The following is a 24,573-nucleotide window of genomic DNA, read 5'->3' as shown; positions in this document are numbered from 1 at the left end:
GAACTATTTAATTGTTATCACTTTAGTTAGTTTAATATCGTCAGAAGAGCTACCAACCATCACCTCCACTTTACCTGGTTCTACTGTAAACTTTTGCTCTTTAACACTCCAATAAGCAAGTTCATCAACCTTTACCTTTATAGTCACTTCTTCGTTATTACCTGCAATAATATTTACCCGTTGAAATCCCTTCAGTTCCATAATTGGCCTTTCCACTTCGGATGATAAATACTTCACATATACCTGTGCCACTTCATCTCCATCAATGCTACCTGTGTTTTTAATCTTAAATTTGATGTTAACAACATCATCAGCTTGCCATACAGTAGGCATCTTCAATGCTGAATATCTAAACGATGTATAACTTAAACCATAACCAAATGCGTATAAGGGTTCTGATTTAAAATACATATAAGTACGGCCATTCCTGATATTGTAATCCATCATATCGGGCAATTGAGATATTTCTTTTGGCCATGTTTGAACTAGTCTACCAGCCGGGTTATAGTTTCCAAAAAGCACGTTGGCTAAGGCACTGCCTGTTTCCTGACTATTATGAGTCATATGTAGAATGGCTGGTAAATTTTCATTACTCCAGTTGATGGCATATGGAAAGCTTGACATTAAAACCATGACAGTATTATGATTTACCGTATAGATTTTTTTTACTAATTCTTCTTCTTCCAAAATGATAGAACGCCTATCCACTGCTTCTTTTCCAAAGCTTTCCGTCTCACATTTTTTCCAACTCCTGTCATTACAATAGGGATGATTCCCTACCACCAAAATCACTTCTTCAGCCCACTGAGCCAAATCGAGCATTGCTTGTTCATTGCTGCTATCATCGATAGTTCTCACCTCTACCTTATCCCCTAGCAATGTTTTAATACCTTCATAAGGTGATATGGAATAAGCAGGAGTACCACTATACCAATCTAGAAAAACCGAATTGGCAGCGGAGCCAATGACTGCAATTTTTTTCACTTTATCGGGGTTTAAAGGCAGCTTACTATTTTCATTTTTCAATAGTACTATACTCTGCTCTGTTACCTCTCTGGCTGCTTTCTTTTGTGCCACCTCTTCCCAAGGTGGTGTGTCGCTATCTCCTATTTTACTATAAGGGACCATAGACTGCGGGTCCCAAAGCCCCAATTTTATCATTACACGAAATGCTCCTCGCAATGCAGCGTCTAACTCCTCTTCTGTAATATAGCCATCTTCAATAGCCTTATTGACAGCAGTTTTATAATCATCTAAAAACTGATTAATACCAGCATGTAACGCTCCTGCGGCAGCTTCGCTTTCATTTTGATAATAATGGTGAGCATTTACCAACATTTTAAAAGCGCCACCATCAGTGCACACAATACCGTTTTGTCCCCAATCATTAATGGTCACCTGTTTTATTACAGGATGAACAGCCATAGGTATACCGTTATAGCCATTATATGCGGCCATAAAGGCCCTTGAACCTCCGTTGGTAATCCCTTTATAAAAAGGTAACGAGTAGTATTCATAAAACAACCTTTCATCAAAAAGAGAATTGGAACTGTCTCTACCATTTTCGTTACTGTTGGCTAAGAAGTGTTTCATTAATGATGCTGTACGCCAATATTTAGAATCTTTTCCTTGTAACCCTTCAATAAAAGCTACTGCCATTTTCGAGGTTAGAAAAGCATCTTCACCGTAACATTCCTCCGTTCTTCCCCATCTGGGGTCTCGTCCCAAATCCGCATTAGGAGCTCTAATTACAAGACCTCCTTTATCATACTTTGCATTTTGAAATATGTACCTTGCTTCTGTACTTTCTATTGTGGCTACCTTATTCATAACCTCAGGGTTCCATGTTTCGGCTAAGCCAATCGCTTGCGGAAAAATAGTGGTATAAACAGCAGTGTCTCCACCCCATTTTGCTGGCCCTCCTAATGCAAGGCCATGAAGCCCCTCTACATGCCAACTTCCTTTTATACCCAAACGCTCTACCTTAGGATTTGTACTCAAGCATTCAACTTTCTCCTCTATTGTCATTAAAGAAAGGGCATTGTCTATTCTTTCTTCAGAAGATAATTCGGGGTTTTGAAATGGATATTGATATTGGGCTTGGAGCTGAAAACAATAAAAGGTAAAACACAAGATAGTAGCCAGAATACATACTGATCTATATTTATCCATGATGAATATGTTTATTCAAACAAAATCAGAGAAAAGTAGTGACGCCAATAAGCGCCCTACTTTTCTCTGATATTATTTAGCTACAATTGTTAATTCGCTAGACTTCAACCCTTCGGAGGTTGCGCTAAGCTTTATATTTCCTTTGCCAGTTGTTGACTTTACAATAACTAAAGCCAAACCATGAAAAGCTTTTCTTTTATTATCTTTAAAAGACTCTAAGCTGGTTTGGTTTCCATTGTCTACCCCAATGATTTGACCTTGTCCTTCAATTTTAAAATTCACAAGGTTATCTGCATTAGGCACTATATTCCCTTCTTGATCTACTATTTTGACCGTTACAAAAGATAAATCTTTATTATCAGCATTTATGGAACTCCTATCAGCTTCTAGTTCTATTTTGTAAGGTGACTTAGCTGTTTTCACTATTTCCTCTGCCACCGTTTTGCCATTACTCCGCGTTATAACCTTCACCTCTCCAGGCTCATACTTTAAGCGCCACATTACATGTAAATCGTCATTTTCTTTACTTTTAATGCCCTTACTTACCCCATTTAAGAATAACTCAGCTTCATCAGCCTGATTGTAATAGGCCCATATGTCAATAGTTTCACCTTCTTGCCAGTTCCAGTGAGGAAATACATGTAGGACGGTATCTTGTGTCCACTCACTTTGATACATAAAATAGCTATCTTTAGGAAAACCAGCCAAATCTACCACTCCAAAATATGAGCTCCGTGATGGCCAAGTATACGGTGTAGGCTCTCCTAAGTAATCAAAACCAGTCCAGATGTACATACCTGACAGGTAATCATGTTTCTTAATAAGTTTCCATGTTTCTTCATGAGTAGAGCCCCAGGGGGTACTTACATTATCATAAGCCGAAACGGTGTTATCGGAGTTACCCTCAGTAAACGTAATATCCCATCTTATGGGCCACCTTCTGATGCTATCGGAAGGCATATCGTAATGTCCTCTAGTGGCCAAAGCGGAAGTAGTTTCTGTGGCTATAAATTTTTCTCCCGGAAAGTTTTCAGGAAATTTCTCAAACAGCTCATGATGATAATTGAATCCTACAAGATCTAACACTCCGGATTTATAAATATTATTATTAGGCTGCGGGTCATTAAGAGCTGAAGTAATAGGACGGGTATTATCTAAAGATTTTACAATTTCACCTAGCTCTTTGGCTATAGTAACACCTGTACTATCCCATTGCTCTGGTATTTCATTGCCAATACTCCATATAAATATGCTCGGGTGGTTTCTATCCCTTTTCAGCAAATCTTGTAAGTCTTGCTTGTGCCATTTTTCCCAATCGTGGCTATAATCAAATTCCATTTTTTTCATAGCCCACATATCAAAGGCTTCGTCCATTACAATAAAACCCATACTATCACATAGCTGCAGCAACTCTGGAGCAGGGGCATTATGCGAAGTTCTAATACCATTCACTCCCATTTTCTTCATTATCTCTAGCTGTCGTTCCATGGCTCTGGTATTTATAGCTGCACCAAGAGCACCTAAATCGTGATGGTTACAAACACCTCGTATTTTCAACTTTTCTCCATTTAAGGTAAAACCTTGCTTTGCATCAAAATTAAAATACCTAATACCGAGTGGACTGCTGTATTGATCTACCTCTACTCCTTCAGCATATAATTTGGTAATGACTTTATACATAAATGGATCTTCGGTATTCCACAAATGTGGGTTCGACACTGCTAAGGAAGTATTATAAAGGTTGGCGCCATCTTTTAATTCAACTGGCTGTTTGCCCGAGCCAGTTACCAACACACCTGCTTGGTCGACTATCTGATGCTCAATTTCTATATTTTTAAAGCTCGAACGGTTATTTATGGTTGCTTCTATTGCCACTTTAGCCAAGCTATCTGTTACCACGGGCGTGGTTACATAAGTACCCCAATGATCTACAAACACCTTATTGGTTTTTACTAACCACACATTTCGGTAAATTCCAGATCCTGAATACCACCTTGAATTTGGCTGAGGACTATTATTGACTTGTACTGCTATTACATTCTGCTCACTGCCATACTTTAAATATGGAGTCAACTCATATCTAAATGAGCTATAACCGTTGGGTCTATTGCCTAGTTTGTGCCCATTAATCCAAACGGTACTGTTTCTATAGACTCCATCAAAATCTATAAATATCAGCCTTGCGGTATCTTCTGGATTAATCTGAAAAGATTTTCTATACCAACCTATACCTCCAGGCAAAGCACCTCCTCCTGTCCCTGCCGGATTATTTTCAGAAAAAGCACCTTCTATACTCCAGTCGTGAGGCAAATCTAACGTACGCCATTGCGAATCATCAAAATCAATAGCCGTTGCATCTAGTGTACTATCAGAAAGAGAAAAGCTCCAATGTTGATCAAAATCAGCCACCTCCCTAGTAGGAGCATCTTGCTTATGGCAACTGACTACAATGAGTAGAATAAAAAAAATTATGGTATTGCGAGTAATACAGCTCAAATTATAAATCATTAGTTAATAGCAATCATTAAAAATTATGGCTGATTAAAACTGCATATGAGTAAACAACCAGCCTTTTAAGTAAGCTCACAAATTATAAACTTCATTGTTAATTTTAGGCAATTATATAGAACCCGGCAGCTTTAACTAAATCATTAAATCGTTTACTCACTGCCGGGGTTCCCCATGAAGTTCTTTGAAAAATCTTATTTCATTTCCATTCGCTATTTGTAATGCCACGAATAGAATTATAAGCCATTAAAGACCTACACTTTATTGTAAAATATAATGAAATACAAACCACTCATCTTTTTCCTCATTGTAGCTAGTTCCAAACCAAATTCCTTTTTCAGTATAGCTATCAGGAAATGCCTTAATCACCTTAATTACATTTGTTGTAGGGTTTAGGCCACTTCCATTATCTCCGTCTGTTATTAAAGAGAGGTTAGCATCTGCAAGAACTATCTCATTAGTTTCTTCATTTATGGTGAATGAACTGGTAGTTTGTGTTCCATTTTGGCTCAAGATATAAGTCTGTACGCCTCCAAATTGATCAAATTGAATATAAGAGTTAGAAGCTGCTGTAGCCCAGTCATCATTCCATCCCCAACTGTAACTATCGGCATAACTAGAGGTCCATCCAATACCTGAAGCCAACCAGTCAATAGGATTACCATCGGCATCAAGCCTCCACACTCTCCCTGAGGATTTGCCTCCGGTTAGCATATTTAATAATTCTCCAGGCTCAAAAGTTGGGTTAAACCCTTCGTCTGGCATTGGAATTTCTGGTTCGTCTTGCCACGCAGAATCATATGACTTAGAAATAAAGTTGTACACCAGCATAGCTTTTCCTTCACCGTCAACATCCTGATCTCTTATTACGCCAAGTCTCAATACATCTTCGTCTAATTCAAAAATTGTATAGTTACTCCAATTGCTTACACCATTGAGGCCGTTCTTAGCGGGCTTATATCCTCTTAAAATGCTGGCATCGTTAATGGTTAAGGTCTTATTATTTACATTAAGAAAGTAACTGCCGTTTTCTGTAATATCACCTTCCATAGGCTTAACAGCTGTAAAGCTTGCAGCTCCTTTTAGAGAAAAGGTCATTACCCCATAGTCTCCTTCAGTCATAGCGTCATTGTCATAAATCCAATCCACACCGGGATCCCATGTCCAGCAATCTTCACCATAGCATCCTGTATCTCCACCATCCCATGCCACATCACCTTCTAAAAGCCAGCCATTGTTTGTACCAAAAAATGTAAGGGGTCCACCAAAGTATTTTCCTTCAGTATCTAACAGCCATTGTTTCTCAAAACCTGGCCCTCCACCTGTTAAATTAGTCCAAAGTGGATCATTTACGTATGATAAATTTCTGGTAGTAATCTCTAATACCACCGTATCAGACAGGGTTAAGCCACTTTGTCCCTCTGCCCCATAAACAAACTTATAAGTACCTGCAAAAGGCAACAGCACAGTATCTTGTACTCTTGTAGATTTTCCTAATGGCGTATACCAGTATGGAATAACTTTTTCGTTATTACTTCTTAAAATGACCATATTCAGGTCAGCCGGATTTTGAAAGATCTCAAAGTTAAGATCATCCTTACTCATCCTATTTCCAAATTCCTGATCATCATCTCTACAGCTCACTAGCGCAGTCCATAGAAACAACATGGTGAATATTATTTTTAAATTTTTCATGATATCTATGTTTAATGAATACGAACTACCAACCTGTATTTTGTTTTAGTACACCATCAGACAATGTAATCTGGTTATATGGTATTTGCTGAAGACCTTTTGTAGCAGGATCGAACGTAATATTTAATGTTGTTGGGGTTCCTCCATTCAGTACTTCTACACCTGACATGCTCAAGGCGCTAGTAGCTACATCCATACCATACCTTAATAAATCCCAGTAACGGATACCTTCAAAAGCAAACTCTAAACGTCTTTCTTTCCTTAAACCATCAACCGTAACGGCCTTTTGAGTAAAGGCATCACCTAGTGCGCGCTGTCTTACCTGATTATAATAATCTTGCGCATTGCCACTACCCAGCTCAGCAGCCATCAGAAGTACGTCAGCATATCTGATAGAGACATAATCTTGAAATTGACCTATCTGAAAATTAGTAGCTCCTAATGCTTCGGCCACACTTTGACCTGCGCTGTTAGACATAGGAGAATATTTCTTTACAAAATACCCTGTATATTCTCTCTGCACCGCTGGGTCATATTCTATCTCCTCATCATCAATAGAAGTTATAGAGGCTACCTTTCTAGTGTCAGCATCATCGTACAAGTTCCATAATTCTGGGTTTACGGTAGCTGCACCCCAGCCTTGACCGTAAGGGTAAGGATTAACATTACGTAACCCGTATAAAACCATCCAGTGGTTACCGTCAGTGTTACCGTCATAATCACTAGTGTAAGTATATTTTACAGCAAATACTGTTTCTTTATTTCCTTCACCTGCATAGTCTGTTACAGAGGCTGCTGGCCATAAAGAGGCGTAATCCTCTACCAACCCTTGTCCACTATTAACAATAACATCTTCTACATAATTCAATGCCTGAGCCTTAGTAATAGTTCCCCCTTGCGTAGGTAAACTAGCTTCGCCAAAATACCCAGTATAATAAAGGAAAACTCTACCTAGCAAAGACTCTGCGGCCCACTTTGTAACCCTACCATCATTAGATCTTGCCCAGCTTTCAGACCAAGCCTCATCACTTAAGTTATCAACAGCGTATTGTAGATCAGTGGCCACCAAAGCATATACATCTTTAGGATCTGCTGGCGGTACGTTTTCTACTGACACCTCTTCCAATAAGGGAATATTTCCGAATAACCTCACCATATCAAAATAGCAATACGCTCTGATAAATTTGGTCTCAGCTGTATATTGTTGTTTCAAAGCCTCATTATCTCCCCAATCAATTCTATCCATATTCTCTAAGAACTTATTACAACGATATATGGCCTTGTAATAAGCGATCCAGTTCTGTTCAAAGATGTTTATATCTGACGGTGATTTGGCAGGATCGAATTCATCTAGCAACTGATAACTAAAGCCATCAGAGGCCCCTGTACCACCAAAACAATCATCCGATAATACTGCTGTAGCAACAGGCAGTCCCACGCCTGCAGCCCAAACCTGTTGTAAGCCATCATAACAACCAACCAACGCTTGTAAACCGTCTTTAGGTGTTTGATAGAAATCCTCCTCCGTTTGCTGCGTTAAAAGATCGGCATCAAGAAAATCATCAGAGCAACTGCTCAATGCCATAATAAGCGCTGTTATTATATATAATTTCTTCATTGATTTAGGATTAAAACTTAACATTGATTCCCGCCATTAATACTCTTGGTCTTGGGTAATACCCCAGATCCACTCCTCTGGCAAAGGTTTGTCCGTAGCCTATTTCAGGATCCATACCGCTGTACTTGGTGAATGTGAATAGGTTTTGCGCAGTTAAATACACCCTTAGTTGGCTAATATTCTCCACCTTAATTAGGTCCGTAAGGTTATAGCCAAGTGTGATATTGTTAATTCTTAAGAAATCTCCATCTTGTACGTAGATATCTGAGAATTGACTGTAATTCCTCGAGTCTTCAGTTAGTCTTGGTAGCGTATTACTAGTTCCTGCTCCATGCCACCTGTCGAGTATCGTTCGTGAATAGTTAGAAAATTTATCTGTTACACTTCTATAAGATTGAACAACCTGATTTCCTGCTACTCCATTAGCGTTGATAGTTAAATCAAAGCCTTTGTAATCTACCGAAATATTGAAACCATACACAAAATCTGGGTTAGGGTTACCTATGTTCGTTTTATCATCGCTATTGATAACTCCATTGCCATCTGTATCTTTTAAAATTAAATCTCCAGGTTCTGCTGTAGGCTGATATAATTCGCCCTCTGCATTTCTATATGCCTGAACATCAGCTTCTGTTTGGAACACACCTCCAGTTTCGTATCCCCAGAAATAACCTATAGGGTACCCTGCCTGAGCTCGGTAAAATTCAGGAGCGTTGTTCCACAACTCATTGGTTTCACCATGAACTGTTTGGTCTCTCGTAGGTATTGATTGTACCTTATTTTTGTTATACGCTCCGTTAACATTTATCGAATAGTGAAAATCGCCTTTTGTTTCTCTCCAACCTAATACAAGCTCTACCCCTTTATTAACTACATTTCCTCCATTGATATATGGTTCATCAGCACCGGCAGTAGCTAGTACAGGAGCCTGAATCAACCAATCTTTAGTAGTTTTCTTGTACCAATCAAAGTTCAAAAACAATCTACTATCTAAAAACTCCGCATCAAAACCTAAATCTAGCTGCTCTGAAGTTTCCCACTGTATGGTTAAATTAGAAAGTCTACTTGGGTAAGCGCCTGGAGTAAGCACACCTTCCTGATTACCAAAGGTATAATTAGTATCACTAGATTTTATAGGTGCTACGTACTGAAAATCATCGATGAAATTGTTTCCATTTTGTCCCCAGCTAGCTCTAATTTTTAAGAAGTCGATAGATGCTGGCGGATCTTGGAAGAAATCTTCGTTAGTCACCACCCAACCTGCTGAGACTGATGGGAAATACCCCCATCTGTGAGATTTAGCAAATTTTGAAGATCCATCTGCTCTGAAAGTAGCATTTACTAAATACTTTTCATCATAGTTATAAATTACGCGACCAAAGTACGACTGAAGCATGCGCTCATAACCCGATCCATTTACCTGCATTCTTACACCATTAGCATAAGTAGTATTATCTAAGTAGGCATATTTTAATGAGTTGAAGACGGAATTGGCATTAGATGCTCCTAAACTTGATCCATTCCATTTTTGAGCTGATGTACCTACCAAAACCTCTACATCGTGAAGTCCTATAAGCTTTTTATAACTAACAGTATTTTCCCAGTTCCATGTTAAATCTTTGCTAGATCCCTGATCTACCACTGTAGTATCGTTATAGCTGTAAAGTGATAATTGATATATAGGTGTAAAACCTCTGGTTTGGCCTGTGGTATTTACCACTCCAAAGTTAGTTCTTAGCTTTAAGTTCTGTATAGGCTCTATCTCTGCATATACATTACCTACTAACTTTTGTGTATTGGTTTCATTTTGGTTATTGTAAACCAATTCAGCATATGGGTTAGCCTGCGATCCCTTATCTATTAATAGCCCATCAGAGTTGTCGTAAAAGTTACCATTTTCGTCATAAACCGGCATTAAAGGGCTTACGTTAAAAGCAGACCTAAAGCTATTAGAGTACTGCCCTTGATCAGCTACTCCATTTTGCTTTATATAACTAAAGGTTAGGTTCTCTCCTATTTTTAGAAAACCATCATATAAAGTATGCTCTGAGTTTCCTCTAAACACATATCTTTCGTAGTTAGAGTAATCTTTACCTCCTACTACTCCTTCTTGCCCTGTGTAGCTTAATGATGTAGAATATACAGATTTGTCATTTCCACCTTGTAAACCTAATGAGTAATTTTCAGTAGTGGCATTGTCAACTAAGATTTCGTCTACCCAATCAGTGCCTTCTCCCATGGCATCTATTTGAGCATTAGTAAAATAAGGAGCAACACCACTATTAATAGCTTGTTCGTTAATAATTGTAGCATATTCCTTTGCATTTAACAGGTCTAATTTGTTCGCAACCGTTTGCACCCCATAATACGCGTCAAATGTTAACTGAGCCTTACCTTCACTACCTTTTTTAGTAGTAACCAACACTACTCCATTAGCAGCTCTGGAACCATATATTGCCGCAGCTGCTGCATCTTTTAAAATATCTATAGATTCTATATCGGCATTATTAAGATAAGATATATCGTTCATAGGAATACCATCTACAATATATAGCGGATCAGAATTACCCACTGTACCTACACCTCTAATATTCACTTTAAAACCCGACCCTGGCTGGCCCGAAGTTGAAGTAATATTTACCCCTGCGGTTTGACCTTGAAGGGCTTGAAGTGCATTGGTATTACTTAGTTTTTCTAAGTCTTCTCCACCTACATTAATAGTAGATCCTGTTACCAATTTCTTCTTTTGAGTTCCGTATCCTATAACCACCACTTCTTGTAATTCTGTAATGTCTTCTTGCAGGTTGACATCTAGGATGGTACGGTTATTAACAGGCACCTCCTGAGTGGTATAGCCAATAAATGAAAAAACAAGTGTTACATCGCCAGATGGTACATCTAATGTATACCCACCATTGATGTCAGAAGTAGTTCCTTTAGAGCTCCCTTTCAAAACAATACTCACGCCAGGAATGGCTTCGCCATCAGCGGTAACCTTTCCCTTTATGGTATGCTGTGCATAAGCCATGCTGCAAAAGCAGCATGACATAATTATAAGTAGTAGTTTATTCATATTCATAAGATTTAATAGTCAGTCATTTAATTAAAGGTTTATGACTTCACTTTATTACTTGCCTCTTAGGGCAGCTGATAAACGAATACCATTTGAGTTAATGACTTTAAATCGGTATTTATATACATGTATCATAATTATATGTGTTAGCGTTTACTTTAATTCTACCTTCATGGCTTTACCAGTATAATGAATCTCTTTGTCCACATTCTGATCAAAGTCTAATGGTTTAGGCATATTTGGTTTTATAGTTATGATTCTTATGGTTCTTTCTTTTAACATACCATCAAAACTGCCTTTTCTGTCTGCTATAGATAGCGTTTTATTGCTGTCATCGTAGTTAAAAGCAATTCTGGAGTATTTACCTTGCTCGTAGTTATAGTTGGTACCTTCATCTTCGTATAGATCAAACTCACCATTGGCACCTTGATAAATATAAAGTGTTAGTGGATCAGCCTTTTTCTCTGAAGTGTATTGAATTTCTGGACCGAACGGAATGATAGCACCTGCTTTTACAAAAATTGGCATTTGCTCATACGGTGCTTGAGCTTCTATGTGCTGTGCTCCTTTATAAAACTCGCCCGAATAAAGGTTATACCAGCCTTCACTTTTTGGCAAGTATACTTCTCTAGATCTGGCCTTATAAGAAGTTATTGGATTGATTAGTAATGAAGGTCCAAACATGAACTGATCATCAATGTTTTTTACGTTATCATCATTGTTAAAATCCATTATTAATGCCCTCATAATCGTATAATCATTATGATAAACATCTCCTGTAATGGTATAGATGTATGGCATCAGTCTATAACGTAGCTTGTCATAAAACACGATAGATTTGTATGCCGGGTGGTCTTCCGGTGCTATGTTAAATACCTCTCTAAAAGGAAACTGTCCGTGCGCTCTATATAAAGGAGTAAAAGTTCCGTATTGATACCAACGTGTATTTAACTCTCTCCAAAGCTCTAATGCTTCACCTTTAGGTTCTGGTCTATCATACTTATCCTCCACAAAAAATCCACCGATATCTGTAGTCCAGTAAGGTAAGCCTGATAATGAGAAATTAAGTCCTCCTGGTATTTGTCTTTTTAACTCATCAAAACGCGAAGAAATATCTCCACTCCAGGTGGCAGCTCCATAATGTTGCAAGCCTGCAAAGGCTGAACGCGTTAAGATAAACACCCTTTGATCTGGTGCTTCTTCTCGCTGTCCTTGATAAATACCTTTTGCATTCATTAAAGAATATGGATTGAAGTACTCGGTAGAATTTCCCAAATAATTTGGAGTCATAAGAGTCTTTCTATGTTCTATTGATGAATTGGACAGGATATCTGGCTCCGTAGCATCTAACCACCATGCATCAACTCCTTTGGTAAACAAGTGCGTGTTTAGCATATTCCAGAAAAGCTTTCTGGCCTCTGGGTTGTAAGCATCATAAAAAGTAGACACGTAACCTTTACCAATCCAATCTTTTTCTCTATTTCTTATGTTCTGCATATATAACAAACCTTTGTCTTTGAGCTGGTTATAAGTATTTATACCCTCGTAGAACTTAGGCCAAACAGAAATCATAAAGTGAGCATGATATTTATCGTGCAACTCTGATATCATTCCTTTGGGATCAGGAAAGCGTGCAGGATCAAACTCTTGACTTCCCCACTCATCTTGCTTCCAGTATGACCAATCCAAAACAATATTATCAATAGGAATATTCCTTTCTCTAAACTCTTTGATTGTAGTCATGATTTCATCTTGAGTTTTGTATCGCTCACGACTTTGCCAAAAGCCCATAGCCCACTTAGGCATTACTTGCGCTGCACCTGTCAATTGGCGGTATCCACTAATCACTTCGTCCATATTCTCTCCCGCCACGAAATAGTAATTAATTTCCTTTCCTGCTTCAGAGGCTAAGCCAAATGTCTCGGTTAAATCTTTAGGAACAGGTGTTAAATATCGAAGTGCAATAAAAGACTGGCCTCCATCAGGAATCCATTCTATTTTTACTGGATGTTTTTTACCTGCTTCCATTTTATGTCTAAAAATAGCAGGTCCAGGATTCCAAGCCTCTCTCCATCTATCCAACAAAAGTTGTCCATCTATCCAAACTTTTACATAACCCGCTGAAGGCAAAAGAAAAGTATGCTCTCCTGTTTTATCACTTTGCATATCTCCTTCCCAAGTGACCTTACCTTTGGATAGATCATACCCAGAAGGCAATGCTTTTAAAGAACCTAAATACTCATATGAAATATGATCTTCTGATTGCACCAAAAATGGTTTCTGACTTGCGTCTTGATAACCGTAAGTAGCTGTTAAACCACCCAAATCACCTTTTTTATCATATAGCTTTAAAGCAGAAAGCTCTTTATAGGGTCTGATATCACCAAATTTAGTGATAGAGTAATTGTCCCAAAGAATACCATACTTCTTGCTAGAAACCACAAATGGTACTACCGCGGTAGAGTTAAACTGTGTGAGGTCTATCTGATACCCTTTGTAATTCATTAACCCTGTTTGATGCTGACCCAAACCGTAAAAAGCCTCATTAGGCTCAGACTTAAAGTACTTCACCAATTTATATTTAGCTTCATTGGCTGCAGGATTATTTACTGTACTTGTATTTAACTCTGACAACAGCTCATTTCCTTTCTTATCATAAAATGAAATAGCTCCTGTGGTGTGATTAACTACGGCCTTTATGGCTTTAGTCTCTACTATTAAATCACCCTTTTTTTCTTCAAAATTCCAGTCCTCAATAGCTCCCTCTTTAATTACTATTAGGCTTGGCTCTTTAGAAAATTCTTTCTTTTCAGATGAAAGCACCTGAATGATCTTATCCGATATTACTCGAAGTTTAACATACTCCAGCTTCTTATTGTCTGCAGTTTTCATCTGCATCACAATTCCGTCTGGCTGTTTATCATAACCTTTAAGAACAGGAGTTTTTTTACTCCATGCTACTAGGCTAACTGTCATTAATATTATTAATATACTCGCTCTAACAATTCTCATTATAAGTCTCCTTTACTCAAATGCTTTATTGATTTATCAATCGATTGCAGTGGCCAAGGTATGAATTATGAGACATTATGAAGGGTATAATTTGTTTCAGATATAGGTCTAATTTGTTAAATACCCGAAATAAAGATTGTTTAAGAAGATTTCTTAATCTCTTTTAACAATAGAACTAAGTAAATGAAATCAGAGCGTTGCACTTAGTAAATAGTTCAAAATATAGGTATAAGCGAGCCTAAATTAGAGAGCACGTTTAATAAACATTGACGAGACAAATTGAGGGTTAAAATCAGTCTTTTGACTTAAATTTTTCTAGATAAGCAGAGGGCGTCATTTCATATTCAGCTTTAAAATACTTACTAAAATATTTACGATTATTAAAGCCCACCTTATAAGCCACTTCCGCTACCGTAAGCTGGCTTTTCTGTAAAAACTGAGCAGCTCTATCCAATCTGATTTTTCTTATAAATTCTGCAGGTGGTTTTCCTGTTAGCGAAACTAGCTTTTTATAAAGGTGCACCCTACTCATGCCCAGCTCATTGCTCAGTAGCTCTACAGAGAAATTAGCATTACCGATATTATCCTCAACTACCTTGATGGCCTTTTGAATCAGTTGATCGTCTAATGATGTTATTTCTATCTCACTAGTTTCTACACTGATTTTCTTAGAAAATGCATGTTGCATAGCCTGCCGCTGAGTAATGAGGTTTTTAATCCTCGATAGCAATATTTCGAAGTTGAATGGTTTGGTAACATAATCATCTGCTCCAATACCTAACCCTTTGAGTTTTTTGTCATCAGCAGTATGCGCAGTAAGTAGCACTACCGGTATGTGAGAAGTTCTGGGATCGCTTTTAATTTTCTTACAAAGCTCTATGCCGTTCATTTCGGGCATAGTAAGATCCGAAACTATTAAATCCGGCAATTGGCTCAAAGCATGCTGCCAGCCCTCCTTACCATTTCTCGCCTCCACCAACTTAAAATGAACTCCTAGGTTTTCTTTGAGATAAAACCGGAAGTCTTCACTATCCTCAACCAACAAAATCAGCGGAGTATCTTCATTATGAAAAATAGGTTGGTGTATTTTTTCGCTAGGCTGTGGCAGGTCCGTTTGTGGGTATATATCTGAAGCCTGACTTTCAACTTCACTAGTTTTAACCGGAATACTAACTGTAAAAGTTGTGCCTTCCCCCAGTTCACTCTCCACCTCTATTCTTCCTCCATGTATGTGTACAAAATCTTTGGTTATGGATAGCCCTATACCGCTTCCTTGGTTAACCACACTGCCGGGGGTATCACTTCTAAAAAACCTATCAAATATACGTTCTTGCTGCTCTTTGCTAATTCCTATCCCAGAATCGCTAACTGATATTACAATTTCTTTAAATCCATCATTTAGCTCGTTACTCAATACTTTAACCCTAACAGCGCCATACTCAGGCGTGAACTTAAAAGCATTAGACAGGAGATTGAATAAGATCTTCTCCAATTTATCCATGTCAAATGAAGCAAAAAATTCTTCTGCTGTATTTTCAAATGACAAGGTAATGTTTTTATTCTCAGATAAATCCGAAAAAGAATATACAGCCTCTTCTATAAAAGCTATAATCCTTCCTTCAGAAGGATGAAGGCTAATGGTGTCAACCTCCAGTTTTCTAAAATCTAAAAGTTGATTTACTAAATTAAGTAACCTTCTGGCATTACGGTATATGAGTTGAAACTGCCTCTTTTCATCTTCATCAGATGCCTGTAACAACTTCTCAAGAGGGCTTAGTATTAAGGTAAGAGGTGTTCTAAACTCATGACTTACATTAGTAAAAAATCTTATTTTTAGTAAATCTAACTCATGGCGTTGCTGAGCTTCTCTCCTCTCCTGCTCTATATCAAACTTTGCTCTTTGCCTTTTAAGCATCATTCCCCTCACCAAATAGAGCACAGCTAACACTACTATCACGTAAAAAATATAGGCCCAAATAGTTAACCAAAAAGGAGGTAATACCTTTATTTTTATCTCTATGCCATTTTCACTCCATAGCCCATCCTGATTGCTCGCTATTACTTTAAAAGTATACTCTCCTGCATCTAAGTTGGTATAAGTTACCTTACGCTCTTCCCCTCCTAATCGCCAAGTTTTATCAAACCCTACTAACTTATATTTATACCTTATTCTATCGCCATGTAAATAATTTAATGCTGCATATTCTAATGTAAATACATTTTCATAATGCTTGAGTGTGAGCATGTTCATATAAGGCAAGGCACGCGGCAGTAAAATTCTGCCATTCTTTTCTTCTCTGACTTTAACTTCATTGTTAAACAAAGAGAACCCAGTAAATACTAAATGCGGCAGTTGTTCTTCCAGTCCTAAATCATCAGGATCAACAATATTAAACCCATTGGGGCCTCCAAAAAACAATTCCCCCGATTTGGTTTTGTAAGCTGCATTTTCATTAAATACCTTGCCTTGTAAACCATCTGTTTCATCGTAGTTGACAATCTTTGGCCTTCTATACTCTGTTTCAGGTTTAAAAATAATATGCGCTATGCCATTAGGGGTGCTGACCCATAAATTGCTAGTGTCATCTTTTATAATGTTCAGGATAGTATTATGCGGTAGTCCATCTTCAGTGGTATACAACCTATACATTCCCCTTTCTGGCGAATATAATTGTAGTCCTTCTTGAGTACCTACCCACATTTGTCCATTATCACCAGCGCAGAGGCTTATTACCATGCTATTTATAAGCGTATTGCTTTTTTCAGGCTGGCTTATCAAGTTACTTACCGTTGAGTCTTTTAGGTTAATAATGTCAATGCCATCATTTCCTGCAAGCCACATATTGCCTCTATCATCTTCCTCTATTGCTGCAATATACTTCTCAATAAAATGTGAATGGTTTTTAAATTCTTTACCTTGATAGTGTACAAAACTGTCAGACAATGAATCATAGCGTTCCAGTCCTTGCGACAACGTTCCAACCCAAATCACTCCTTCATGATCTTGGTATAATTCCCAAATATTATTATCAGCAATAGAATTAGCATCACTGGGGTTGTGCTGGTAATGAACAAACTTTCCATTTTCAAATCGGTTCAACCCGCCTAGGTAAGTTCCGATCCATAAACTACCAGATCGATCTATCAATAAACTAACTATCACATCGCTACTGATAGAGTTAGGGTCTAACGGGTCATTTTTATACTGCTTATATGTTTGTGTTTCACGGTCATAATAAATAAGTCCACCTCCATTAGTCCCTATCCATAAATTGCCTTTATCATCTTCAACAAACCTATTGATATCATCAAAAGGTAAACTCGAACTTTCAGATATTAGATGCCTATAATGTTTAAAACGCTTAATATTAGGATGATAATAATTAACCCCATTTTTGTAGGTACCTACCCAAATAATTCCTTCATCGTCTTTATACAGATAGTAGATACTGTTATGTGACAAGCTATTATCTACTTCGTTGTGATGCTCAACGTATGTAACAGTTTTATTCTCTACATTAATAATATTTATACCGCCATGATCTGTACCAACCCAAAGCATGCCTGGTGATTCTTCCACTACTCCTCTAACGAAATTATTATTCAATTTTATTCCTGCGGTAGACTTCGAATAATGAGATAACTCGTGGGTAATCGTATTAAAGCAAAATAGCCCTATACTATTATTAGGCTGATATATCCACAAGTTATCATTACTATCAGCATACATCTGATAATTATATTCATCACCATTGAAATACATGGTTAGTGGCTTATAACTACCAGTTACTTGTAAAGAGATGTTGCTTATACTTTCTATAATTCCGTTGGTATGTATCACCCATACTGTGGAATCATTAGTTTTAGTTAATGCACTAACATCATCACTTACAATGGTGGTTTTGCTTTGAGAAGACCTTAGGTTAATAGATGTATTGTCTTGTTTTTTATACCTTGTAATGCCTCCACCATGGTTTAAAAACCAAAATTCGGTATCAAACCTGATGATATTAGTGACAGAATCATTGGGCAATTTGTATAAATGTGCGTATTCACTCACATTATGGTTAAAATCTTTATGAACAGGATCATAAATATTAATCCCATCAAAAGTTGATACCCACACATTTTGTTCAGGGTCTTCGAAGATGTTAGTTACATCATTTGTAGATAAAGATGTGCTATCTCGAGGGTCATTTCTATAAGTGGTAATTTTATATCCATTGTATAAGTTCAAGCCTGTAATATTGCCTACCCATAAAAATCCTCTGCTACCTTTAAATATGCAATTTACCTGGCCATGTAATAGACCATCATTCACATTTAAAGACTCAAACTTATAAGGTACAGGAAGTTGAGCTATGGCTAACTGGCCAATAGTCAAAAGTGAAAACAAAAAATAGAACTTAGTTATTAACCATCTCACACCTACTAATTTATTAAAAAAATTAATATGATTTAAACATGTTCATAACACATCATAGTGGTTAGATTATTACATCTGTCCAATTATTAAAACCGCCTATGATTATGTACCAGATTTAAAGGTACACTTTACACTTGAAACAACGCAAAATGATTTTTCCATTTTTAATTACTTCTACTTCACCCGAGAAATAATAGAATTTTAATAACTTAATTCTTTAAATTATTTTTTCGGCTTATTATATTGTACATATTTTTTAAATGATGAACAGCATGTTGAAATCGTTTTTAACCTACTTTTTAGTTATACTATTCCTTTCGTGTATCTCTTGCAATGAAGATGAAGGCACTAAATTGATAGGAAGGTGGCAATTAAGCTCCACCGTAACTACTGAATGCGTTAATGAAGCCCACAACGGAACAAGGGAGTGTGATGCTATTAATTGTCCAATTTTGGTAATTAAGGAAAACAATATTATCACGCACAATAAAGGCGGAATTACTTATCAGGGCAGTTATCAAGAAGCAAACGATACTATAAGAATCTGCTTAACTGTTGATAATAACACTGGCTCTACATCGTGCTTGATCAGCAGATTTATTTTAGAGAATAATAAGTTTGTGATAGAACAAGATGTGGAAGGAGGTTGTCATGAAGAGCTTACCTATGAGAAAATTTAACTAGCTAGAATAACTCAGTAAATTTTCTCACAGCGAGTGCTCATTATTACAAATAACGCTTAGGATTCTTTCTTTCCCCCTCCAAAGCTATAGGCCATTCCAAATGTACCTGTAAGCGGGTTCTGTAACTGTATTCCATTTACTTCTTGGTAAATTGGAAACTGTATTTGTAATGCAAATCTTAATCTTTTCAAAAATCCATTAGGCACGTAATAATTAGTACCAAAACTAGCATCTAATTGCGTTCTTCCAGAGTTAAGGCTGTTGTTAATAATATAATCTTCATCACCCATCTCTTCATCAGTTCCCTTTATTCTACCAATACTTTTATAATTCAGACCTGCTGAAAAACTAAAATGATGAGAGGCTTTTATCGCTAACCAGGTGTTGAAATCAAAATCATAACCTAGTCTATAATTAAAAGCATTGTAACCCTTTCTTAATTTAAAAATATACTGAGTCCCGAAAGAAAGAACATTTGACTGCGTAATATAAGTTGTACCAAAAAATGGATCTAATGTACCACTACCTAATTGCATGTCATAACCAAACTTACGACCGCTATCTTCTTTATTAATCTCACCAGCCGGAGAGCTATATCCAACTATGGCATTCATTTTTGTAATGAAGAAACTATTTAAATATCACTTAAAGCAATTTCACCTCTGCCCATTTTTAAAATAAATTAATCTTTTTTCAAATCGCTTAAAATATTTTTTTCCATCGTGCGACTTAATAAGTATAAGCGCAATAAGGAAACAATTTGTCAGTTTCTTCCGGAAGTCATTGGCTTAACATTAAAAGTTAAAGCAATGCCAACAATGAACAAGTGGTTAGCTAACACTATGGTTAGTATACTACATAATAAATTTATTAAAGTTGAATTAGTTGAATATACCCAACTCAGCAATGAACTAGTACAGATGAAATTTGAAGGCCCTATTTCTACCTTAAAATATTCACCTGGTTATGCCATAGCACTAAGAGTAAGTGAAAGAGACTTCAGAAATTATACCCCATTTAATTGGGATACCTCTTCGGCTACTTTTGAGTTAATAGTACATAAACATGGAAATGCTCCTGGTGCCAACTTTGTTACCGACATACATGTAGGTGATGTAATAGAAATGCTAATTCCAAGAGGAAAAGAAGTTTTAAAAGAAAATATTAAACATCAAAGGATCATTACAGATGAAACAGGAATTGGTCTATGCCTTAGTTTTAATTCAAGTATGAATGAAAACTCAGAGCTTACTTCAATAATTGCAGCCACAAGCGAAAACATGCATGCTATCCAACACCTGCCATTAAGTAATGTCTATATAGTGGATAAAGAAAATGTCAACTGCTACTTGGAGCCAGCAGTAAATAGTGCTATGAAAAATATTCTATTTGATGCCCCTTATTTTTATTTGACAGGCGGAGCCCAGTTGATACAGCACAGTTTAAAAGTGGTAAAATCAATTGGTGTAAATAAAAACCAAATATACACTCACCCCTACTGGGCCAAAGGAAAAATTGGTCTATAAAACGCTACATCATTATGTTACAAGCCATATCACTCGTAGAATCCCCTCTGCACCAGCAAGATAGCATCAGCAAAGGTTTAATCCTAATACCAGATTTTAGCGGTTTTACCGAATTTGTAATGAATCAACCCATGGAAAGAGGAAGGTATATTACACAGCAACTCTTAAACACCCTAATGCATAACAATATTCTTGATTTAGAGATATCGGAGGTGGAAGGAGATGCCATATTATTTTATAAGTTCGGCATGGCTCCCCGATTTTCTGAAATTATGAAACAAGCCAAGCAAATGGAAGCTGCATTTGTTGAATGCATACACAGACTAGAACAAGAGTTGACTACTGCTATTAATCTGTCTCTTAAATTCATCGTGCATTATGGAGAATTTTGTGAATACCAAGTAGGCAACTTCACTAAGTTGTATGGTAATACAGTTGTAGAGGCACATCAATTACTAAAATATCGTTATGTAAAACATTTACCTTATATATTATTTACCCAATCTTATTTACACTCCATTAATGACAATGAGCATACTACTGTAGAACCTGAGAAATCTCCAAGTTCTCCTCCGGTAGGGTTTATTCATTATTTAAAATAAGCCCATGTTAAACTTACTCACCTGTAATTAAATGCCAGAGCATAATACTCTATATTTACATAAAAGTAATTCCTAAAGACATTATGCTCAGAATTCAACATATCAAACTACTATCTGTTTTAATTCTAATATACACCATTAGTCTTTCTACTGCTAAGGCGCAGAACAACGAAGAAATTAAAATACTCTTTGTTGGCAATAGTTTTACTTATTACTGGAATACACCAGAAATGGTAGAAGCTCTTGGTAAAGCCATGGGTGTTAATATCAATGCTCGCCAATCTACAATACCCGGCATTAATCTTAAGCAACACTGGAATAGCGAATGGAACTCTAAAACCAGAGAGTTATTAGAAAAAGAAAAATATGATTATGTAGTACTGCAAGACCACAGCTTAAGTACTTTGGAAGCTGCGGAAAGATTTGAAGAGTATACCAAAAAATTCATTGACTTAATAAGGTCAAAAGGAGCTAAACCAATATTATTCATGACCTGGGCATATGACAGCAACCCTTTAATGCAGACCCAGATTACTAAAGAATATGAAAAAGTAGCGGAGAAAGAAAAAGTTGGGGTTGTTCCTGCAGGAATAGTATGGTCCAAAGCAAGAACTATAAGACCTTCAATAAAACTATTTTTTGACGATAAACACCCAACAGTTATTGCTGCTTATATGAATGCTCTGATGTTTGTGAAGTTTTTCACAGGAAATTCAATACTAGATTTACCAGAAACTTTAACTATCACTAATAATGGTGAAACACTTTATTTGTCCCATATTACCAGAGAAGATGGTAAATTTATCCGCCAATTAGTTAACGAGTTCAATTTTAAGACGTTAAAATAGGTAGTCCAAATCAGTTAATCTTTAATCTCCTTTAAAAATCACTATCTATAGTACTATTATTACTAGTGATATAAATTCCTGATATATAGCGATTGTAAGGTATCACTAGAGGGTATAGATTTGCATTATTTAGAATTAATCTAAATAATGAAATATTTAATACTCATAACCTTATCAGCATTTGCACACTTAGCCATAGCGCAAAGCTCTATCCAATTTATAGATACAGAAACAAGGCAACCAGTAGGCTCAGTGGCTATTGAGGTAAACACCCCTACAGTAGATTCTGCCTTATTTATAGTCACTAACAAATTAGGAAAGGTCAATATACCTTTTGCCCCACCATATCATATTAAAGCCAGCCATATTGGTTATTCACCAATTGATACCAATATATCTGACCGCAATACAGAGATACAATTAACTCCTTTAGCTCAGTATTTGGATGATGTTGTAATTACAGGTCAGCATCTAGAAACTTCAATAGACAATTCCATCTATCAGGTTAAGTTAATTGATAAAGAGCGAATAGCCTCCCAAGCTGCAGTATCATTGAAAGAAGTACTGCAAACACAACTCAATGTACAATTTAGTAGAGACAATGCCTTAGGAACATCAGGCATTAGCATACAAGGGCTAGCAGGACAAAACGTTAAAATCTTATTGAATGGCGTTCCTATTAGTGGTAGAAGTGGCGTAGCCAATGAAATAGACCTGAATCAAATTGATCTATCCAACGTAGAGCGCATAGAAGTTATAGAAGGGCCAATGGCTGTTAATTATGGTGCTGATGCTATAGCCGGTGTAATTAATATTATCACCATTAAAAAGCAAAAACATCGATATGAAGCCACTATTAACTTGCATGAGGAGACAGTAGCTAAGGACTATAGTCTCTTTGATGAAGGTATTCATAACCCATCTATCAACCTAGGAGCACAATTATCTGATAAACTATATGCCAGGCTCAATAGTAATTTCAGAAAGTATGGAGGTTGGACTGGAGACCTACCATACAACGAACGTAACAAAATGTGGTACCCAAAAGAACAGTGGAATAATGGTGCACTAATTCAATTTCAAAACAACAATTTAAAGCTATTTTACCAAGCCACTTCACTACACGAAACCATCACCAATTTAGGAGAAGAAGTGATAACGCAGCTTTATGATCCTCAAGCTACTGATGAAGAATACAAAACTGAAAGGTGGACACATCAAATTCAAGGTGATTATGCATTAGGCAAAAATGCTATTCATACGGTGATTTCATTTAGCGACTATGAAAGACATACTCACCAGTATAGAACCAACTTAGCCACTAACGAAAAAACAGATACTAACCCTGATGAACAGGATACCATTTCTTTTAAAGACATATATACTCAAGCGTATTACACCTACAACAAGCATAAAAATTGGAGTACTCAGGTTGGTGCTGAAGCAACTTTTGAAAACGCAGAAGGCACCACGTTAAATGATGGAGAAAAGGAAATTCACAATTTAGCTGTATTTACCTCTACAGAGGTAAGCATCAATGAAAAGTTAGGTTTAAGGGCAGGCATAAGGTTCAACTACAACTCTCAATATAAAACCGCTCCCACTCCATCTGTAAATATAAAATACACCCCTATACAGCGCCTGCACATAAGAGCCGGCTATGGAAGAGGATACCGAGCACCTTCGTTACGAGAACTTTACCATGAATTTATAGATAGCAATCATAATATACTTGGCAATAGCGAATTAGACCCCGAACATTCACATCATTTTGATTTAAATGTTGAATCTGATTTAGGTCAAAAAGGGATTAGTTTAGGTGTAAATGGCTTTTACAATGTTATCTACGATCAAATAGGATATATCACCCCTTCGGACAATAACCCCGATATGGTTACGACTTATAGTAACATTTCTAAGTACAAAACATTAGGTTCTAACCTCACCTTCTCGTGGCAACATCACTCGCTCAACATGAGCTCCGGACTAGGGTATATTGGCAGGTATCAAGAGCTTTCAGAAGACTATAGCGTAGATCATTTTTTGTATAACTTCCAAGCTAACACTAACCTCAGTTATAAGCTCAAACCAATAGACTTAACCTTAAGCGCTTATTACAAATACAACGGCAAGTACAAAAGTTATTTTGCCACCATAACGGACGAAGGCAATACTGATCCTAAAATAGAATCCAGGGATGGTTATCATCTACTAGATATTACTATTAGCAAGCCTTTATTTAAATACGCCACACTCACATTGGGGAGTAAAAATATTACAAATACAACATCTGCTAAAAACAACTTTTCATCCTCAGATGCCCATAGCGACAACACTGGCCAAACCTCTATTGGATACGGTAGGTCTTACTTTTTAACAGTTAAACTTCATTTACATTCAAATAAATAAT

The 24,573-nt window shown here is 36.9% G+C and carries 13 protein-coding genes; 5 read left to right on the top strand and 8 right to left on the bottom strand.

Annotated features, from left to right (window positions below):
• Nucleotides 1-3: 3 nt before the first annotated feature.
• The 7 genes from ACXACQ_RS15575 to ACXACQ_RS15545 form a co-directional block, all read right to left on the bottom strand.
• Nucleotides 4-2,172, bottom strand: a complete 2,169-nt coding sequence (locus ACXACQ_RS15575; RefSeq protein ID WP_474976886.1) for a glycoside hydrolase family 3 C-terminal domain-containing protein — start codon at nucleotides 2,170-2,172, stop codon at nucleotides 4-6.
• Nucleotides 2,173-2,244: 72 nt separating this feature from the next.
• Entirely contained in the window at nucleotides 2,245-4,680 is a 2,436-nt protein-coding gene (galB, locus tag ACXACQ_RS15570) for a beta-galactosidase GalB (RefSeq protein WP_474976885.1), read from the bottom strand.
• A gap of 261 nt (nucleotides 4,681-4,941) precedes the next feature.
• Complete coding sequence (locus ACXACQ_RS15565; protein WP_474976884.1) at nucleotides 4,942-6,375, bottom strand: hypothetical protein; 1,434 nt, start codon at nucleotides 6,373-6,375, stop codon at nucleotides 4,942-4,944.
• Between the two features lie 25 nt (nucleotides 6,376-6,400).
• On the bottom strand, nucleotides 6,401-7,993 hold the full coding sequence (locus ACXACQ_RS15560) for a RagB/SusD family nutrient uptake outer membrane protein (protein WP_474976883.1): 1,593 nt from the start codon (nucleotides 7,991-7,993) through the stop codon (nucleotides 6,401-6,403).
• A 10-nt stretch (nucleotides 7,994-8,003) separates the two neighbouring features.
• On the bottom strand, nucleotides 8,004-11,066 hold the full coding sequence (locus ACXACQ_RS15555) for a SusC/RagA family TonB-linked outer membrane protein (RefSeq protein ID WP_474976882.1): 3,063 nt from the start codon (nucleotides 11,064-11,066) through the stop codon (nucleotides 8,004-8,006).
• Between the two features lie 153 nt (nucleotides 11,067-11,219).
• Nucleotides 11,220-14,078: a TIM-barrel domain-containing protein gene (locus ACXACQ_RS15550; RefSeq protein WP_474976881.1), complete on the bottom strand. Its 2,859-nt coding sequence runs from the start codon at nucleotides 14,076-14,078 to the stop codon at nucleotides 11,220-11,222.
• Nucleotides 14,079-14,370: 292 nt separating this feature from the next.
• On the bottom strand, nucleotides 14,371-18,504 hold the full coding sequence (locus ACXACQ_RS15545) for a hybrid sensor histidine kinase/response regulator transcription factor (RefSeq protein ID WP_474976880.1): 4,134 nt from the start codon (nucleotides 18,502-18,504) through the stop codon (nucleotides 14,371-14,373).
• Between the two features lie 272 nt (nucleotides 18,505-18,776).
• On the opposite strand from ACXACQ_RS15545, the gene ACXACQ_RS15540 reads away from it, so the two are divergent.
• Nucleotides 18,777-19,184, top strand: coding sequence for a hypothetical protein (locus tag ACXACQ_RS15540; protein WP_474976879.1), 408 nt, complete (start codon nucleotides 18,777-18,779; stop codon nucleotides 19,182-19,184).
• A gap of 59 nt (nucleotides 19,185-19,243) precedes the next feature.
• Here the strand turns inward: ACXACQ_RS15540 and ACXACQ_RS15535 are convergent, their stop codons facing one another.
• Nucleotides 19,244-19,801 (bottom strand): hypothetical protein, encoded by a 558-nt coding sequence (locus ACXACQ_RS15535; protein ID WP_474976878.1) that lies wholly within the window; start codon nucleotides 19,799-19,801, stop codon nucleotides 19,244-19,246.
• A gap of 204 nt (nucleotides 19,802-20,005) precedes the next feature.
• Here ACXACQ_RS15535 and ACXACQ_RS15530 point away from each other — a divergent pair, with 204 nt between their 5' ends.
• The 4 genes from ACXACQ_RS15530 to ACXACQ_RS15515 all read left to right on the top strand — a co-directional run bounded on the left by ACXACQ_RS15530 (nucleotide 20,006) and on the right by ACXACQ_RS15515 (nucleotide 24,572).
• The gene (locus ACXACQ_RS15530) at nucleotides 20,006-20,713 is read left to right on the top strand and encodes an FAD-binding oxidoreductase (RefSeq protein ID WP_474976877.1); all 708 of its coding nucleotides are present in this window, start codon (nucleotides 20,006-20,008) and stop codon (nucleotides 20,711-20,713) included.
• 14 nt (nucleotides 20,714-20,727) lie between these two features.
• Complete coding sequence (locus ACXACQ_RS15525; protein ID WP_474976876.1) at nucleotides 20,728-21,315, top strand: DUF2652 domain-containing protein; 588 nt, start codon at nucleotides 20,728-20,730, stop codon at nucleotides 21,313-21,315.
• Nucleotides 21,316-21,398: 83 nt separating this feature from the next.
• Complete coding sequence (locus ACXACQ_RS15520; protein WP_474976875.1) at nucleotides 21,399-22,163, top strand: hypothetical protein; 765 nt, start codon at nucleotides 21,399-21,401, stop codon at nucleotides 22,161-22,163.
• 147 nt (nucleotides 22,164-22,310) lie between these two features.
• Nucleotides 22,311-24,572, top strand: coding sequence for a TonB-dependent receptor plug domain-containing protein (locus ACXACQ_RS15515; RefSeq protein WP_474976874.1), 2,262 nt, complete (start codon nucleotides 22,311-22,313; stop codon nucleotides 24,570-24,572).
• Nucleotide 24,573 lies beyond the last annotated feature (1 nt).

The organism is Fulvivirga sp. AWR4_260 (assembly GCF_056158185.1).
The sequence above is the reverse complement of the archived record's forward strand: the minus strand, read 5'-3'. Positions and strand labels throughout refer to the sequence as shown.